The sequence below is a fragment of the Mesorhizobium sp. B2-5-3 genome (assembly GCF_006441005.1).
In the GTDB taxonomy this organism is placed as follows: Bacteria; Pseudomonadota; Alphaproteobacteria; order Rhizobiales; family Rhizobiaceae; genus Mesorhizobium.
The window spans coordinates 117581-132941 of record NZ_VFUS01000006.1 but is presented as its reverse complement, the minus strand read 5'-3'; the positions used below and the strand labels follow the sequence as shown (position 1 = coordinate 132941).

The 15361-nt window shown below is 65.7% G+C and carries 14 protein-coding genes and 2 pseudogenes; 11 read left to right on the top strand and 5 right to left on the bottom strand.

The genetic code is table 11. The features are described from left to right. Positions 1-58 precede the first annotated feature (58 nt). Positions 59-2155, top strand: coding sequence for an EAL domain-containing protein (locus FJ867_RS15810; RefSeq protein ID WP_140817869.1), 2097 nt, complete (start codon positions 59-61; stop codon positions 2153-2155). A gap of 145 nt (positions 2156-2300) precedes the next feature. Here the strand turns inward: FJ867_RS15810 and FJ867_RS15805 are convergent, their stop codons facing one another. After that, positions 2301-2498: a hypothetical protein gene (locus tag FJ867_RS15805; protein WP_181165267.1), complete on the bottom strand. Its 198-nt coding sequence runs from the start codon at positions 2496-2498 to the stop codon at positions 2301-2303. 252 nt (positions 2499-2750) lie between these two features. Between FJ867_RS15805 and FJ867_RS15800 the strand changes: the two genes are divergently transcribed. After that, the gene (locus FJ867_RS15800) at positions 2751-3470 is read left to right on the top strand and encodes a 3-keto-5-aminohexanoate cleavage protein (RefSeq protein ID WP_140622990.1); all 720 of its coding nucleotides are present in this window, start codon (positions 2751-2753) and stop codon (positions 3468-3470) included. 147 nt (positions 3471-3617) lie between these two features. Continuing rightward, positions 3618-4172, top strand: coding sequence for a cytochrome b (locus FJ867_RS15795; protein WP_140500038.1), 555 nt, complete (start codon positions 3618-3620; stop codon positions 4170-4172). Here the strand turns inward: FJ867_RS15795 and FJ867_RS15790 are convergent. The 3 genes from FJ867_RS15790 to FJ867_RS15780 all read right to left on the bottom strand — a co-directional run bounded on the left by FJ867_RS15790 (position 4135) and on the right by FJ867_RS15780 (position 8227). Next, complete coding sequence (locus FJ867_RS15790) at positions 4135-5256, bottom strand: serine hydrolase domain-containing protein (RefSeq protein WP_140817867.1); 1122 nt, start codon at positions 5254-5256, stop codon at positions 4135-4137. The genes FJ867_RS15795 and FJ867_RS15790 overlap by 38 nt on opposite strands. 182 nt (positions 5257-5438) lie before the next feature. Continuing rightward, complete coding sequence (locus FJ867_RS15785) at positions 5439-7043, bottom strand: ABC transporter substrate-binding protein (RefSeq protein WP_140817865.1); 1605 nt, start codon at positions 7041-7043, stop codon at positions 5439-5441. A 50-nt stretch (positions 7044-7093) separates the two neighbouring features. Then, positions 7094-8227: an FAD-binding oxidoreductase gene (locus FJ867_RS15780; RefSeq protein ID WP_140685686.1), complete on the bottom strand. Its 1134-nt coding sequence runs from the start codon at positions 8225-8227 to the stop codon at positions 7094-7096. Positions 8228-8359: 132 nt separating this feature from the next. Here FJ867_RS15780 and FJ867_RS15775 point away from each other — a divergent pair, with 132 nt between their 5' ends. The 3 genes and pseudogenes from FJ867_RS15775 to FJ867_RS15765 all read left to right on the top strand — a co-directional run bounded on the left by FJ867_RS15775 (position 8360) and on the right by FJ867_RS15765 (position 10959). Further along, the gene (locus tag FJ867_RS15775) at positions 8360-8977 is read left to right on the top strand and encodes an XRE family transcriptional regulator (RefSeq protein WP_140685687.1); all 618 of its coding nucleotides are present in this window, start codon (positions 8360-8362) and stop codon (positions 8975-8977) included. Positions 8978-9102: 125 nt separating this feature from the next. Continuing rightward, positions 9103-9806 (top strand): annotated as a pseudogene (locus FJ867_RS15770) (SDR family oxidoreductase). A gap of 94 nt (positions 9807-9900) precedes the next feature. Next, complete coding sequence (locus tag FJ867_RS15765; RefSeq protein WP_140521504.1) at positions 9901-10959, top strand: Gfo/Idh/MocA family oxidoreductase; 1059 nt, start codon at positions 9901-9903, stop codon at positions 10957-10959. Positions 10960-10975: 16 nt separating this feature from the next. Here the strand turns inward: FJ867_RS15765 and FJ867_RS15760 are convergent, their stop codons facing one another. Next, on the bottom strand, positions 10976-11623 hold the full coding sequence (locus FJ867_RS15760) for a DUF922 domain-containing protein (protein ID WP_140817863.1): 648 nt from the start codon (positions 11621-11623) through the stop codon (positions 10976-10978). Between the two features lie 236 nt (positions 11624-11859). Here FJ867_RS15760 and FJ867_RS15755 point away from each other — a divergent pair, with 236 nt between their 5' ends. The 5 genes and pseudogenes from FJ867_RS15755 (at position 11860) to FJ867_RS15735 (ending at position 15240) form a co-directional block, all read left to right on the top strand. Further along, positions 11860-12312, top strand: a complete 453-nt coding sequence (locus FJ867_RS15755; RefSeq protein WP_140500024.1) for a GNAT family N-acetyltransferase — start codon at positions 11860-11862, stop codon at positions 12310-12312. A 148-nt stretch (positions 12313-12460) separates the two neighbouring features. Then, positions 12461-13660: a PLP-dependent aminotransferase family protein gene (locus tag FJ867_RS15750; RefSeq protein WP_181167687.1), complete on the top strand. Its 1200-nt coding sequence runs from the start codon at positions 12461-12463 to the stop codon at positions 13658-13660. A 110-nt stretch (positions 13661-13770) separates the two neighbouring features. Continuing rightward, positions 13771-14151 carry an ester cyclase gene (locus FJ867_RS15745; RefSeq protein WP_140500021.1) on the top strand — a complete coding sequence of 127 codons (381 nt, stop codon included), beginning with the start codon at positions 13771-13773 and terminating at the stop codon, positions 14149-14151. Positions 14152-14162: 11 nt separating this feature from the next. Next, a pseudogene (locus FJ867_RS15740) lies at positions 14163-14327 on the top strand (PLP-dependent aminotransferase family protein); the annotation flags it as partial. Between the two features lie 115 nt (positions 14328-14442). Further along, positions 14443-15240: a hypothetical protein gene (locus tag FJ867_RS15735; RefSeq protein WP_140817861.1), complete on the top strand. Its 798-nt coding sequence runs from the start codon at positions 14443-14445 to the stop codon at positions 15238-15240. Positions 15241-15361: the final 121 nt, after the last annotated feature.

The window sequence follows — 15361 nt, the reverse complement described above, 5'->3', positions numbered from 1 at the left end:
CGCTTTCTTCTCTGGTTTTGCCGCAGATTGTCCCCGGCGGGGTTGGACGAAACGGAAGATGGCGGGTCAGGACAAGAAAAGCCGTGATGGAACGTTCTGGGAGAAGGCCCTGGGGCGCGCCCAACTTGGCGTCTGGGACTGGGACCTTCGGACAGGCGAGTGTTTCTATTCCGCCACCTGGGCGCGGATGCTGGGCTATGACGAGGACGAGCTCGCCAACAGCAGCGACCTCTGGCTGCGGCTTACCCATCCCGACGATCGCGAGCAGGCGCTGGCCAGCGGCGACCGTCACATCGCCGGCCTGACCGACACCATCGAGACCGAGCTCAGGCTCCGGCACAAGCAAGGCCACTGGGTCTGGGTGCTCGACCGCGGCGGCATCGTCGAACGCGACGGCGACGGCCAGCCGATCCGGCTGATGGGCGTGCAGACCGATATTTCGAAACAGAAGGCGGCAGAGGCCGCGCTGGAACAGGTCAACATCCGCTTCCGCCTGGCGCTCGCGGCCAGCGGCACCGGCATCTGGCACTACGACATCGCCAGCAACAAAAGCTATTGGGATTTCCGCACCAGGGAAATTTTCGGCCTTGTCGCCGTTACCGACGAGGTGACGGCCGACCTGTGGCACAGCTACCTGCATCCCGACGACAAGCAGGCGGCCGAACGCGCCCACAGGGCGCCGCTGGAAACCGACGGCGTCATTGCCGCGCAATATCGCATCATCAGGCGCGACGGCGATATCCGTCATGTCGAATCGCTGGTGCGTTTCGTCGCCGCCGCCGGTGCCGCCGGCCAGATCCTCGGCACGGTGCGCGACATCACCGAAGACAAGCTGCGCGAACAGGAACTGGCCCATGCCGCCCGCCACGACGCGCTGACCGGCCTGTGGAACCGCGCCGCCTTCGACAGGCTGCTTGGCGAGCATATTGCGGTGGGGGCGCCGCTGGCGGTGTTCTATGTCGATCTCGATTACTTCAAGGCGCTCAATGATTTCGCCGGGCATGCCGCCGGCGATCTGGCGCTGAAGAGCGTCGCGGGGGGCATACGCGGCTGCCTGCCGTCGTCGGCGCATGCGGCGCGCCTGGGCGGTGACGAGTTCGCGCTGCTGGTGCCGCATTGCGACGCGGTGCAGGCCGAGCGGATCGCCGGGGCCGTGCTTGGGGCGGTGCGCGAGGCCGATCTCGGTCCGGCCGCGTCATCGCGCCGACTGGCGGCCTCGATCGGCATCGCCTTCATCGATGACGCCACGACCACCGTGGCCGATGCGCTGGCTTGCGCCGACGACGCCTGCTACGCGGCCAAGGCGGCGGGGCGCAACCGCTTCGCGGTGTTTTCGGCCGCGGCGCGATCGGGAGCCGCCGGCCTCAATGCGGCGCGCATCGCAGCCGACACCGTCGATGCCATGGACGACGGGCGGCTGAAACTGTTCGGCCAGGAAATCCATCTCCTGGGAAAGCCATGGCAAGAGTGCCGGCACGTCGAAGTGCTGGCGAGGCTCGCCGCGCGCAACGGGCGGCTGGTGCCGCCGAGCGAATTCATCCCGGTGGCCGAGCGTTTCGGCATCGCCTCGAAACTCGACCGCTGGATCATCCGCACGGCGCTTTTGCGGCACGGACCGGCGCTGCGTGCCGGGGCGCTGACGCTGGGCTTCAACCTGTCGGCTCAGACATTGAGCGATCCGGGGCTGTGGGATTTCGTCGACAACACCATCGAGGAAACCGGTGCGCCGCATTCCGGCATCGGATTCGAGATCACCGAAACCGCGGCCGTCACCAATTTCGATGCCGCGGAGGACTTCGTGCGCAAGGCGCGTGAGCGACGCTGCCGGGTCAGCCTCGACGATTTCGGCGCCGGCATGAGCTCGTTCGAGTATCTCAGGCGCTTTCCCGTCGATGCGATCAAGATCGACGGCTCGTTCATCGAACATATCACCGACAGCCGCTTCGACCGCGAGATCGTGCTGGCGATGACCGGCATTGCCAGGAGCCTCGACTTCGCCGTGGTGGGCGAAAAGATCGAACGGCACGATACGCTGGCCATGCTCCAGGACATGGGGGTCGCCTACGGTCAGGGCTTCTTTCTGCATCGTCCCGAGCCGCTGGAGGCGATCGTTTCGCGCGCGACGGCCGGAACGCCCGACAGGCGGCGCGCCTGAAGCGGGCAAGCCGCCCGCCAGAATCGCCGAGCCACTCCAACACTCCATTAGGCAATCCCGAAGAGCTGTATTAGGCAATCCCGAAGAGCTGTTAAGCACGGCCCCTGGAACGGCTCCGGGCGGTCGGCCGGGCGCGGCGGAACGATCACTGGCGGTCGGCGAACCGTGCCGATCGCGGAAACTCCAACACCTCTGCCTCCGATCGCCTGTGCTGCGCCTCCGCGACCGCTTCGATCAGCAGGTCGAGGGCTTCGCATGCCGAGCGGCTTGTCTCGTCATCGCCGCGCAAATAGTGATAGGCGCGTTCGAGATGCACCCGGGCGGCTGAAAAATCGCTGGTCAATGATCCCTCCATTACCTCGCCCTAATATATCTTGGCCGGTCTGGCGGAACACAGGGTAAATATCCACAGGCGGATTTTATTCAAATGCCGGGATTCCGATAAGGAAGAGCGAGGCCGTGGAACTGCCGATCTCCTCCACAAGGGGGAGATCGGCAGTTCCACCGGCCGCTGTCAGGAGAGACAACGCCCAACTCTTTGCCATGCCTTGCCACGCAGCTAGAGTGCTGGCTCCCTTGTACGAGGATGGCAGCCATGATCGTCCAGGCCTGCATCAATGGCGCACGACCGCGCGATTTTCATCCGAAATTGCCGCTGACGGCGCAGGCGATGGCGAGCGATGCGGCCGCCTGCATCGCCGCGGGCGCGGCCGAGCTGCACATCCATCCGCGCGGCGTGGACGGGCGCGAGAGCCTGGCCGCCGTGGACACGACCGTGCTGGCGGTGCGCCGGGCCTGTCCCGGCACGCTGATCGGCGTGTCGACAGGCGCCTGGATCGAGAATGACGTCGAGCGCACCCGCGCCGCGATCGCCGGCTGGCGCGAACTGCCCGATTATGCTTCGGTCAATCTTTCGGAGGCCGACGCGCCCGCCGTGATGGAGCTTTTGCGCCAGCGCGGCGTCGGCATCGAGGCCGGCCTTGCCACAACGGAAGATGCCCAGCGGTTCGTCAGTCTTGCCGATCACGGCCGGGTGCTGCGCATCCTGATCGAGATCGACATACAGGAATTGCCCGCCGCACTCGCCGAGGCGCACGGCATCGCCGCCGCGCTGGACCGCGCCGGGGTGCGGCGGCCGATCCTGCTGCACGGCGCCGATGCCACGGTCTGGCCGTTCGTGGAGCTCGCGCGTCGAAGGCGCTGGTCGACGCGGGTCGGACTGGAAGACGGCAGGACGCTTCCCGATGGAAAGGTGGCGCTGGACAATGCGGAGATCGTCGCGGCGACGGCGGCGGTGTTTTGGTCGAAAACCTGAAGGGTCTCAAGCGCCTTGGCTGTGCAGCCGGTGCGACAAGCCGACCCGACCTGCTCCGCCATAAATCGTTCTCACTCGAGGCGCACTAAATAAAGGCAAATTCGGCCTGGCGCGGGGAGCCTTGTGCAACTGCCGCGGAGTTCCTGCATGTCACTGTCCGGTACCACAACTCGCTACGGAAGCCTTGCCCAGGCATTCCACTGGTTGACGGCACTGCTCGTGCTCATCGCCTTCCTGGTCTCGGCAGGCGGTCCTCCTACACGCGTTTATTCAGCGCCCAGGGCCTCGATGCTGCTGCTTCATGAGTCGCTCGGCTTCGCGGTTTTCTGGCTGCTGGTGATCCGCCTGGCCTGGCGGCTGTTCGATCGCATTCCCGACGCTCCGTCCATGCCCGCCTGGATGTATGTCGGGTCGAAGGCGGTACATTGGGCGCTCTACGCGTTGATGTTCGCTGTGCCGGTGACCGCCATGCTCGGCGCATGGTTTGGCGGCCATCCGGTCACGGTGTACGGCTTCGGTCCGATCGGTCCGCTTTTCGCCCCATGGGACGTCGGCGCTTCGCTGGCGGAAATCCACGGCACGCTTGGGGACATCCTCATGTGGTTGGCCGGCCTGCACGCCGCGGCGGCCGTCTTCCACCACGTTCTTCTGCGAGATCGCGTGCTCAGCCAGATGCTGCCCGGCTTGGCTGCTCCAGAATGATCCGGATCGCCTGATCCACCACGGGATGCAGGCCGCTGGCCTGGAAGGACAGGCGGTTGCCGGAGCCGACATTGCTGGTCATGGCGATGGTAAGACCGGTCGCCGGATCATGCAGCATGACCGCGACATAGCCCGGAATGCTGCCCTGATGGCCGTAGAAGGCGCGGTCGGCATAGGCGCTCTGGAACATGCCGGCGCCGGTCTCGCGCATGCGGGTGCCCGGGAAGCTCGCCGGCACGCGGCGTTCGAACATCTCGGCGAAGAAAGGCGGCGACAAGAGCTTGCCGGAGAACAGGCTGCGCATGAAGCTCACCATGTCGGACGGCGTCGACACCATGTCGCCGCAGCCATAGGCGGCGCCGAATGGGAAGGAATCGGAAGAATCCTGCAATTCGTCGGAGTAGGGCAGCACGCCGTCCATGCGCCACATCTCGCCGCCGGAAGCGATGTCTGTCGGTGCGCCCGGCGCCAGCGGCGGCCGGTGGTAGTAGCCGCGCACCATCGACCTTTCCGGGAATGCTTCGGCGGCTGGCGACCAGGTGTTTTCCAGGGCGAGCGGCCGCAGGACCGCGCTTCTGACGTAGGCGCCGAGCGACTGGCCGGTGACGGCCTCGATCACCATGCCGGCCAACACATAGCCGGTGTTGTTGTAGACAGCGGGTCCGCCCGGTGCCTTCTGTTTGTCGGAGGCGAAGGCGATGTCGACCAGCTGCTGCGGCGTCCATTGCCGGCCCGGATCCATCGGTATGTAATATTCGAATTCCGGCAGGCCGCTGCGATGGTTGATCAGCTGGCGCACCGAAATATTCCCTGCGCCCGGCAGATCCGGGAACCAGGAGGAGATCGGCGCGCCGAGCTCGAGCTTGCCGGTCTCGGCGAGCTTGACCAGGGCGGCGGCGACGAAGGTCTTGGTGCAGCTGCCGATCTTGAACAACTGGTCCGGTGTGACTGATGTGCCATGTGCGCGATCGGCTAGGCCCGCGGTGAGGGCGATTGGCGCGGCGCCTGTCGAATAGGCCAGCGAGGCACCCACCGCGCCGTCGGCGAGGTAGCTGTTGAGGAGGGAGGTCAGGTCTTTCGGCATTGATATCGCTTTCTTTTTTCCTTCTCCCCCTGTGGGAGAAGGTGGCCTCGCGAAGCGAGGTCGGATGAGGGGTGCTCCAGGGAACACCAACGTCTCATTCCGCTGGAACACCCCTCATCCGTCTCGGCGCTGCGCGCCGATCCACCTTCCCCCATATGGGGGAAGGACAGGGAGCGCTGCCCTCACTCAGCCACATCGACCGCGGCGAAATTCTGTCGGCCGAAGGGGTCAAGGATGTAGTTGAGCACGCTCTTGCGGATCGGGATCGCCACCAGCGAATGGGCGATCGGCGCCACCGGCACCTCGGCCTTCAGGATTGCCTGCGCCCTGCCGTAGATCGCGGCGCGTTCTTTCGGGTCGGCGGCGATGCGGCCTTCATCCAGCAGCTTCTCGAAATCCTTGTCGCACCAGCGCGACCGGTTCGAGCCACCCTTCACGCCGTCGCAGGACAGGAGATAGCTCAGCATGTTGTCGGGATCGCCATTGTCGCTGCTGCCGCCGAGCAGGAAAGCGTCCTGCTCGCCCGCGGCGGTGCGCTTGAGATATTCGCCCCATTCGAAGCTGACGATCTCGGACTGCACGCCGACCTTCGCCCAGTCGGCCTGGATCATCTCAGCCATGCGCTTGGCGTTGGGGTTGTAGGGGCGCGACACCGGCATCGCCCACAGGCTGATCTTGAGGCCGCTTTCGTGGCCTGCTTCCTTCAGCAGTTTCTTCGCGCCGTCGGGATCGTAGTCGATGCCGGCATCGGTGACGGCGCCGAGCTGCGCCGGCGGCACGACGCTGCCGGCAACGGTGCCGGCGCCGGCATAGACGGCATCGACGATTGCCTTGCGGTCGACGGCCTTGGCAAGCGCGGTGCGCACGCGGACATCGCCCAGCGGCTGATGTTCGACGTTGAAGCCGAGGATGCCGATATTCTGGCCCTTGAGGTCGAGGACCGTGATGTCTGGATCGGCGCGCAATTCGGCGACGGCACTGGGCGGAGGCGGGGCCGCCACCTGGCATTCATTGGCCTTGAGGCGCTCGACGCGGGTGGTCGGCTCGGGCGTGACGGCGAAGACCAGCGTGTCGATCTTCGGCGCGCCGCGCCAGTAATCCTTGTTGGCGGCGTAGCGCACCTGGCTGTCGGGCACATAGGCCTCGAGCATGAACGGGCCGGTCCCGACCGGCTGGCTGTCGATCAGCTCCGGCGTGCCGGCGGCCACCATCTTTTCGGTCTGCTCCAGCGACAAGATCGAGAGGTAGTCGAGCGCCAGCCCGGCCAGGAAGGTGACGTTGGGGGCCGTCAGCGTGAAGCGCACGGCGTAATCGTCGACCTTGTCTATTTTGTCGATCAGCGTGCCCATGCCCAGCGCGTTGAAGTATTCGTAAGAGCCGCCGCCGAGCTTGTGGTAGGGATTGTTGGCGTCGCGCTGGCGGTTGAACGTGTAAAGGACGTCGTCCGCGTTGAACTCGCGCGTCGGCGTGAAATGCTCGTTCGACTGGAATTTCACGCCTTGGCTCAGGTGGAATGTGTAGGTCTTGCCGTCCGGCGAGACATCCCAGCTCTCGGCCAGCGCCGGTCCGACTTCGGTCGTGCCCGGCTTGAACTCCACCAGCCGGTTGAAGATCGTCTTGGCGGCGGCATCCATGGTGGAGTCGGCGATGCCGATCGCCGGGTTGAAGGTCTCGGGATTGGCCTCCGAGCAATAGACGAGCGTCTTGGCATGAGCCTGCCCGCCGAGAAGGACGGACGAGGCCAGAAGGGTCGAGCCAAGCACTGTGCGCAGAATGGTGGATTTCATCGCAAACGCTCCTGATGACACTTTTTCTGGTTGAGGGAAGGGCATGAAATTCATGGCGTCGCCGCCGGGGCCAGGAAGCGGTCGGGCGCCAGCCCCGCGGCGGTGACGCCAAGCGCGGTGACATCGTCGGGCAAGGGTTGGCCGCGCATCAGCGCCGAGCCGAGCCGCGCCAATGTCAGCGACACCTGGAAACCATAGCCGCCCTGGCCGCCGAGCCAGAAGAGGCCGGGCAGGCGCGGGTCGAAGCCGGCGACCGGCGTGCGGTCGGGCGCGAAGGTGCGCAGGCCGGCCCAGGGCGTCGACGGGCGGCCTATGCGCATGGACGTTGCCTGCTCGATCCGGTCGACGGCGATGGCGACGTCGATGTCTTCCGGCCAGGCGTCGCAAGGCTCGGAATCGGTTTCGTCGGCCAGCGAGCCGATCAGCCTGCCCGCGTCTGGCTTGAAGTAGAATTGTTCGTGCAGATCGACCACCAGCGGCCAGCCGGCAATGTCGGCCCCCGCGGGCGGGTCGAACAGGAAGGCGGTGCGCCGCTTGGGCTGGAAGCCGAGGCCGGTGAGCCCCGCCAGGCCGGCCACGACATCGACCCAGGCGCCGGCGGCGTTGACGACGATGTCGGCGGGATAGGCGCCGGCACTGGTGGCGACGCGCAAGCCATTGCCGGCGGTCGCGATCTCGCGCACCTCTTCGCCCGTGCGCATGATGCCGCCCCTGGCCTTCAGTGCCGAAGCGCAGGCCGCAAGCATCTTGCCGGTATCGACGTCCACCGCACCCGGTTCATGGACACCGCCGCATGTGGTTTGCGGATCGATGACGGGAACCAGCGCATGCAGCTCAGCGGCGGAGAGGCGGCGTACGCTCGGCACCATGGCCTGCAATTCGCCGGCCAGCCGGTCGACGGCCGCGCCGTCATCGGCGCGGCCGACATGCAGCGCGCCACGTTGATGCGCGACGAAGCCGCCGTCGAAGATCGCGCGGCGGCTCGCCAGCGTCAGCGCTCGCACCACGCGGTTGCCATAAGTCTCGGTGAACAGGGCAGCCGAGCGGCCGCTGGCATGATAGCCGGGCTGGCTCTCGCGCTCGATCAGGGTGACGTCAGCCCAATCCGCCACCTCGGCGGCAAGCGAGAGGCCGGCAATGCCGCCGCCGATGACAACGATTTTTGGGAGGGAATTCGACTGCATCGATTAGTCGTAAAAATAATTTCTTATCCGGTCAATATTTAGCGTATAAGAAAATTGTTGATGTTGTTGATGGCGACGGGGAGTTCAACTACCTAGGGATGGAGCTGCGCGATCCCGCAGCATGGAGCTGACATGTCGGAGCAACCGAACCTGGGTGATTGCCTGCGCGGCTTGAGGAAGACGCATGGCTGGACCCTTCAGGAGGTGAGCAGGCTCACCGGGGTCGCAGTGTCGACGCTGTCCAAGGTCGAGAACGACCAGATGTCGCTGAGTTACGACAAGCTGCTGCAGATCTGCGAAGGGCTCGGCATCCATGTAACGGAACTGCTCAGCGGCGACCGCAAGCAGCCGGCGGCGCGCACCCGCCGCTCCGTGACGTCACCGTCCAACACACTGCGCCAACTGACCCGCAATTACGACTACCGGTACCTGGCCACCGACCTGGTGCGCAAGCGCATGGTGCCGATCCACGCCTATGCGCGCGCCCGCACGCCCGAGGAGTTCGGGCCGCTGACGAAACATGCCGGCGAGGAATTTTTGATCGTGCTCAAGGGCGAGATCGAGCTGCACACCGACCAGTACGCGCCGGTGCGGCTGAAACAGGGCGAGAGCGTCTATATCGATTCCACCATGGGCCACGCCTACCTCTCTGTGGGCGACGGCGACGCCGAAATGCTGTGCGTCTGCTCCGGCGACGAGCCCGACATGGAAGGCACGCTGCTCAGCGTGCTGGAGACGGTGGAAGGCTAGGGCGGTTGGCGCGTCGCATTTTTCTGCAGGTCGGTTCAGCCTTTCTGGTTCGAAGCGGCCGACGAAACCGGCTATATGACCGCTGAGACCGCAACTCCCGCCAACCCCCTTGAGAGGAAAACCCAATGAGTTCAGAAAAAGTGGCTGTCATCGTGGCGGGCGGCAGCGGCATGGGGGCGGCAGCGGCCAAGCGGCTGGCGGCGGACGGGTTCAAGGTCGCCATCCTGTCTTCGTCCGGCAAGGGCGAGGCGCTGGCCAAGGAACTGGGCGGCATCGGTGTCACCGGCTCCAACCAGTCGAACGAGGATCTGCGGCGCCTCGCGGACCTGACGCTGGAGCACTATGGCCGCATCGACGTTCTGGTCAACAGCGGCGGCCACGGGCCGCGCGCGCCGATCCTGGAGATCACCGACGAACAGTGGCACGCCGGCATGGACGTCTACCTGCTCAACGTCATCCGGCCGGTGCGCATCGTGGCGCCGCAGATGGTCAAGCAGAAGGCCGGCGCCATCATCAACATCTCGACCGCCTGGGTGGTGGAGCCGAGCCCGATGTTCCCGACCTCGGCCGTGTTCCGCGCCGGCCTTGCCGCCTAACCAAGATCTTCGCCAATACTTATGCAGCGGACAATGTGCGCATGAACAATGTGCTGCCCGGCTGGATCGACAGCCTGCCGGCGACGGAAGAACGCCGCGACTCCGTGCCGATGCAGCGCTACGGCACGTCGGAAGAGATCGCCGCGACCATCGCCTTCCTGGCTTCGGACGGCGCCGGCTACATCACCGGCCAGAACATCCGCGTCGACGGCGGGATCATTCGCGCTATTTGAGGCGGGTCCGGGAGGGGAGGCCTGTCCGACGCGCGCCGCGGAGGGGGTCCGGCATCCCGCCTGGCGCGACGACATCTCGCACCAAGGAGGAAAAATGCGGCTTCTGATACTTGGCACCGGCTGGATGGCGCAGGAACATGCACGGCAATTCAGCGCCATCGATGGCGTCGACATTGTCGGGGCCGTCGACCTCGATCCGGCGCGCGTCGGCGAATTCGCCGACGGCTTCAACATCCCCAACCGCTTCACCGCGCTGGACGAGGCGCTCAAATGGGGCGCTTTCGACGCCGTGGCCAATGTCACGCCGGACCGCATCCACCACCCGACCACCATGCAGCTGATCGCGGCCGGCAAGCCGGTGCTGTGCGAGAAGCCGCTGGCCGAGAATTTCGGCAAGGCGATCGAGATGGCCGAGGCCGCCGAGAAAGCCGGCATCGTCAACATGGTGAACCTCACCTACCGCAATGTCGCTGCGCTGCAGAAAGCCCGCCGGATGGTGCAGGCCGGCGAGATCGGCACGGTCCGGCATGTCGAGGCGTCCTATCTGCAGAGCTGGCTGGTGTCGAAATTCTGGGGCGACTGGCGCAGCGACCCGAAATGGCTCTGGCGGCTGTCGCGCGGCCACGGCTCCAACGGCGTGCTTGGCGATGTCGGCATCCACATCCTCGATTTCGCCAGCTATGGCGCGGCCCTCGGCATCGATCATGTGTTCTGCCGGCTGCGTTCCTTCGACAAGGCGCCGGGCAACCGCATCGGCGACTACGGGCTCGACGCCAATGACAGTTTCGCCATGACGGTGGATTTCTCCAACGGCGCCTTCGGCGTGGTGCATGCCAGCCGCTGGGCGACCGGCCATCTCAACGAATTGCGCCTGCGCATCTATGGCGATCGAGGCGGTCTCGAAGTGGTGCACAATCTCGACGGCTCGTCGCTCAAGGCTTGCCTCGGCGAAAATGTCGACGACGGGATATGGGAAGAGCTCGACGCCGGCACGGTGGCCACCAACTACCAGCGTTTCGCCGACGCGGTGCGGACCGGCGTGCAGGCCGAACCGTCCTTCCGCCACGCCGCCGAACTGCAGAAGGTGCTGGATCTGGCCGTGGTGTCGGACGAGAAGCGGGCGGAGCTCGCGGCGAGCGCGCAGACGCGGTGAGGGTGGCGCCTTCCTCTCAGGGACCGGTCACGAGGCCAAAAACCAGTTTTTGCAAATTGCCGCCATTGCCGAATTCGACGCGGTCGAAATCGCGGCTTGCCCGCCGCTGCGCCTGCGACAATTCGGAGAGGCGCCTGGTCATCTCGGTCCGGATCTTGGCGCATTTGGGATCGTCGGCAACGCTGAGGCCGACGGTCGCCGCCTCGATCTTGCGCACCATGGCGATGATATCGGCGCCATGCACTTTCTCATGGGCGGCGACGCCGGCGATGAAGCTGTCCCAGCTCTTCTGCACGGCCGGCGGCAGGGAGCCTGACGGCTTCGGCAAGGCATAGGTGATGATCAGCTTCGGCCTGGCCGATGCCAGGACGCAATCGCCGCCCTTGTTCTGGTAGTCCCTGGTCCAGGTCAGCTTGAAATTGGTGTAGGCGATGGTGCGCGTTTTGGCGCCGCGGATCAGCGGTCCGTTCTCGCCGATCGACCGGTAGAGCTCCTGTCCGGTCCGGCCTGAAATGGCGTAGGGCTCGACCGTCTCGACGGGCTTCCATTGGGCATGGGCGACAAGCGGCAAGGCGAGCACCGCGACCAGCGACAGGCACAGACGAACACACGCTCTCAACACCGCTCTCCGCGAAACCAGGACCGGCGCCGACGCCAATGCCATCTTGTGGCTTTTCCTATATGCTGCCGGCGGGTGCTGCAAATGTGTTGGGGGGAGGCGCTGGCGCCGTGCGGTAAGACCAGGATGGGTATGGGGTTGAAGAAGTTCCCTCGGTTCGTCATCCTAGGGCGGAGCAAGGAGCGAAGCGACGCGGCGCAGACCCTAGGATGACGAAGATAGGGTGAGGCTTCCAAACCAACGGCCTTGCCGGCGCCGGCGCGTCGCCGTAAGTCGTGCTCATGATCACCTTCCGCAAGGCCCTGGCCTCCGACCTGCCTGCCCTCGTGGCCATGCTGGCGGACGATCCGCTTGGCGCGGCCAGAGAGGATGCCTCGCTGCCGCTGGCGCAGGGCTATGTCGATGCCTTCAACGCCATCGATGCCGACCCCAACCAGTTGCTGGCGGTGGCGGTCGATGGCGCCGACGTGGTCGGCACCTTGCAGATCAGCTTCCTTGCCGGGCTGTCGCGGAAGGGCGCCTGGCGCGGTCAGATCGAGGCGGTGCGGGTCGCCGGGCACCGCCGTTCCGAAGGCATAGGCAGGCTGATGATCGAATGGGCTGTTGATCAATGCCGGGCGCGCGGTTGCGGCCTCGTCCAGCTCACCACCGACAAGACCAGAGCGGACGCGCACCGCTTCTATGAAAGCCTCGGCTTCACCGGCACCCATCTCGGCTACAAGAAGACCTTGTAGCGCAGGCGGGGCCGTCGCTTTCCGCTAAGGCGGGCGGCTGGCGCATGCGGGAAGGCTAGCAGGCCCTATTCAATTTGCGGCGAGACCAGATATAGGTCAGCTAAGTTGACCTATATTCGATGCGTCCGGGGAGGCGTGCTTGACCCTTATGAACCTGTTGGCGTCGCGCTCGTCGCGCATGAAGGCCTCGGAAATCCGCGAGCTGCTGAAGCTGCTCGACCAGCCGGACATCATCTCCTTCGCAGGCGGCATTCCCGATCCGGCGCTGTTTCCGGCCGAGGCGATCCGCGACGCCTATGCCGACGTGCTCGGCGGCGGCGAGGCGGGGGCCGCGCTTCAGTACCAGGTGAGCGAGGGCTATCTGCCGCTGCGGCGATGGATCGCCGGGCAGATGGGCAAGCTCGGCGTCGCCTGCGAGGAAGCCAACATCTTCATCACTTCGGGCTCGCAGCAGGCGCTCGATTATATCGGCAAGCTGCTGCTGTCGCCCGGCGACACCGCACTGGTGACGTGGCCGACCTATCTCGGCGCGCTGCAAGCCTTCAACGCCTATGAACCGCGCTACGACCGGCTGCGGCCGGAAGGCGGCAACATGACGCCGGATGCCTATCGCGCGGCGGCGGCGGCGAATGGCGGCCGGGTCAAGTTCGCCTATCTGGTGCCGGATTTCGCCAACCCGACCGGCAACACGCTGGACAGGCAGCAGCGCGAGGCGGTGCTCGACCTTGCCGGCGAGCTCGACATCGCCATCGTCGAGGACGCCGCCTACCGGGCGCTGCGCTATGATGGCGAAAGCGTGCCGCCGATCCTGGCGCTGGACTGCGCCCGATCCGGCGGCATCGACAAGGCGCGCACGCTCTATTGCGGCTCGTTCTCGAAGATCCTGTCGCCGGGCATGCGCGTCGGCTGGGTCTGCGCGCCGCGTCACGTGGTGGAGAAGCTGGTGCTGATGAAGCAGGCTTCCGACCTGCACAGCCCGTCGATCAACCAGATGGTGATGCACCGGGCGGCCGAAGCGGTGTTCGAGGCCCAGGTCGAAAAGCTGATCGGCGCCTATCGCGAACGCCGCGACGGCCTGCTCGGCGCGCTCGCGGCCAACATGCCGGAAGGCGTGACCTGGAGCCGCCCGGAAGGCGGCATGTTCGTCTGGGTGACGCTGCCGGAAGGCGCTGACGCCACCACGCTCCTGGCGCGCTCGGTGAAGGAGGCGCGTGTCGCCTTCGTGCCCGGCAGCGCCTTCTTCGCCGATGGCACCGGGCGCAACACGCTGCGGCTGTCCTTCACGCTCGCTGACCGGCGCGCGGTGAGCGAGGGCATTCCGCGGCTGGCGGCGCTGCTCAAGGCTTAAGGCGCCGGCCAAACGACGGCGCATCGCTCCAGCGGCGAACAAACCCGGGTTGCCCTGACTTGTTGCGGGTGCAAAATAGCCTTGTGTCCACGAACGCGGGTTCATGCGCCATGACCGACCTTTCCGGTATCTACCGCGACTACATTGCCTGCCTCAACCGGCAGGACTGGCCGAACCTCGGGCAGTTCGTCGACGACGACGTGTCCCACAATGGCAGGCGGATCGGTCTCTCCGGCTACCGCGCGATGCTGGAGAAGGATTTCGACGACATTCCGGATCTTCGTTTCGATATCCGGCTGCTGGTCTGCGATCCGCCTCATGTCGCGAGCCGCCTGATGTTCGACTGCACGCCCAGGGGAAATTTCCTCGGGCTTGCCGTAGACGGCCGGAAAGTGTCCTTCGCCGAGAACGTCTTCTATGAATTTCGCGGCGCGAAGATCCGGCTCGTGTGGTCCATCATCGACAAGGCCGCCATCGAAGCCCAGCTTTGAACCACGAACCTCTCCTGGCGTGCTCGGTGAAGGAAGCGCGTGTCGCCTTCGTGCCCGGCAGCGCCTTCTTCGCCGATGGCACCGGGCGTAACACGCTGCGGCTGTCCTTCACCTTGGCCGACCGCCGCGCTGTGACCAAGGGCATTCCCAGATTGGCCAAGCTGCTGAGGAACTAGCAACCGACCGGATTCCTGGCCCCGGGGCGTCAGGCCGGCTTGTCGGCGGCCCTTGTGCGCCTGGCAAGGCGTGCGGTAAATGCGGGCGTGCCTTTGCCGGTCGAATGAGGATGTCATGGTCTCCGCAACGCCCAGAGTGACGCTGCTTCTCGGCAGCGCGCCCGACGTCGTGCGCTGCGCCGCCTGGCCGAAGGAGACCTTCGCCAGCATCGTCGCCATCAACAATGCCTGGCGTGTGCGCCCCGACTGGGACGTGCTGGTGCATGCCGGCGATTTCCCGTCCAACCGGATGCCGCCTCTGGAACCGCTGCGGCAGGCCGAGATCTTCAGCGCCGCGCATTACGTGCCGGCCCAGAATACTTTCGGCGGCTTCGTCTATGCCGGCGCCACCATGTCGCTGACGGCGGCCTATTGGGCCGTCCACAGCCAGAGGCCGGACGTGCTCGCCTTCCTCGGCTGCGACATGATCTACGACACGGCCGGCGACACCCATTTCTACGGCATCGGCCGCGCCGACCCGCTGCGCGACGATGTCACGCTGCAGAGCCTCGAGGCCAAATCCGCCCGCCTGCTCATTCATGCGCTGCGACGCGGCACGCTCTGCATCAACCTGTCGGACCTGCCGCAAAGCCGCCTGGTCTTCCCAAGGCTGTCCTTCGAGGAATTGCGGTTACTGTCCCCCGAGCGCCTCGCCGGCATGAAGATGGATGCGCGTGCGGGCATCCATCACCATAGGGTCGAGGCGGCCGAGCAAATCGAGCGCGAGCTCGGCTATTTCTACGAGGATGGCATGTACTGGAACCATCTCGACGAAATCGACCGCGCGCAGCTAGCCGACATCGACCGGCTCTGGATCTCGGCGATCGGTCCGCCTGCGGCTGAGCCGACCGAAGAATGCAGCGCGGCGGAATAGCGCCGTCGGCAGCCCATGTCGGGAGGATCGACGGTTCCCGCGGCTCCCACCAGCAGTTTCACGCCAAATTGCCTAATTTCGGGCCGCTTTTCGGCTAAACTCGTCGGCATCTTGGCTGGAA

Excerpts from the sequence above, each read along its gene's own strand:
- FJ867_RS15810 (WP_140817869.1), top strand. The coding sequence starts at position 59 with ATGGCGGGTCAGGACAAGAAAAGCCGTGATGGAACGTTCTGGGAGAAG.
- FJ867_RS15800 (WP_140622990.1), top strand. The coding sequence starts at position 2,751 with ATGATCGTCCAGGCCTGCATCAATGGCGCACGACCGCGCGATTTTCAT.
- FJ867_RS15795 (WP_140500038.1), top strand. The coding sequence starts at position 3,618 with ATGTCACTGTCCGGTACCACAACTCGCTACGGAAGCCTTGCCCAGGCA.
- FJ867_RS15790 (WP_140817867.1), bottom strand. The coding sequence starts at position 5,256 with ATGCCGAAAGACCTGACCTCCCTCCTCAACAGCTACCTCGCCGACGGC.
- FJ867_RS15785 (WP_140817865.1), bottom strand. The coding sequence starts at position 7,043 with ATGAAATCCACCATTCTGCGCACAGTGCTTGGCTCGACCCTTCTGGCC.
- FJ867_RS15780 (WP_140685686.1), bottom strand. The coding sequence starts at position 8,227 with ATGCAGTCGAATTCCCTCCCAAAAATCGTTGTCATCGGCGGCGGCATT.
- FJ867_RS15775 (WP_140685687.1), top strand. The coding sequence starts at position 8,360 with ATGTCGGAGCAACCGAACCTGGGTGATTGCCTGCGCGGCTTGAGGAAG.
- FJ867_RS15765 (WP_140521504.1), top strand. The coding sequence starts at position 9,901 with ATGCGGCTTCTGATACTTGGCACCGGCTGGATGGCGCAGGAACATGCA.
- FJ867_RS15760 (WP_140817863.1), bottom strand. The coding sequence starts at position 11,623 with ATGGCATTGGCGTCGGCGCCGGTCCTGGTTTCGCGGAGAGCGGTGTTG.
- FJ867_RS15755 (WP_140500024.1), top strand. The coding sequence starts at position 11,860 with ATGATCACCTTCCGCAAGGCCCTGGCCTCCGACCTGCCTGCCCTCGTG.
- FJ867_RS15750 (WP_181167687.1), top strand. The coding sequence starts at position 12,461 with ATGAACCTGTTGGCGTCGCGCTCGTCGCGCATGAAGGCCTCGGAAATC.
- FJ867_RS15745 (WP_140500021.1), top strand. The coding sequence starts at position 13,771 with ATGACCGACCTTTCCGGTATCTACCGCGACTACATTGCCTGCCTCAAC.
- FJ867_RS15735 (WP_140817861.1), top strand. The coding sequence starts at position 14,443 with ATGGTCTCCGCAACGCCCAGAGTGACGCTGCTTCTCGGCAGCGCGCCC.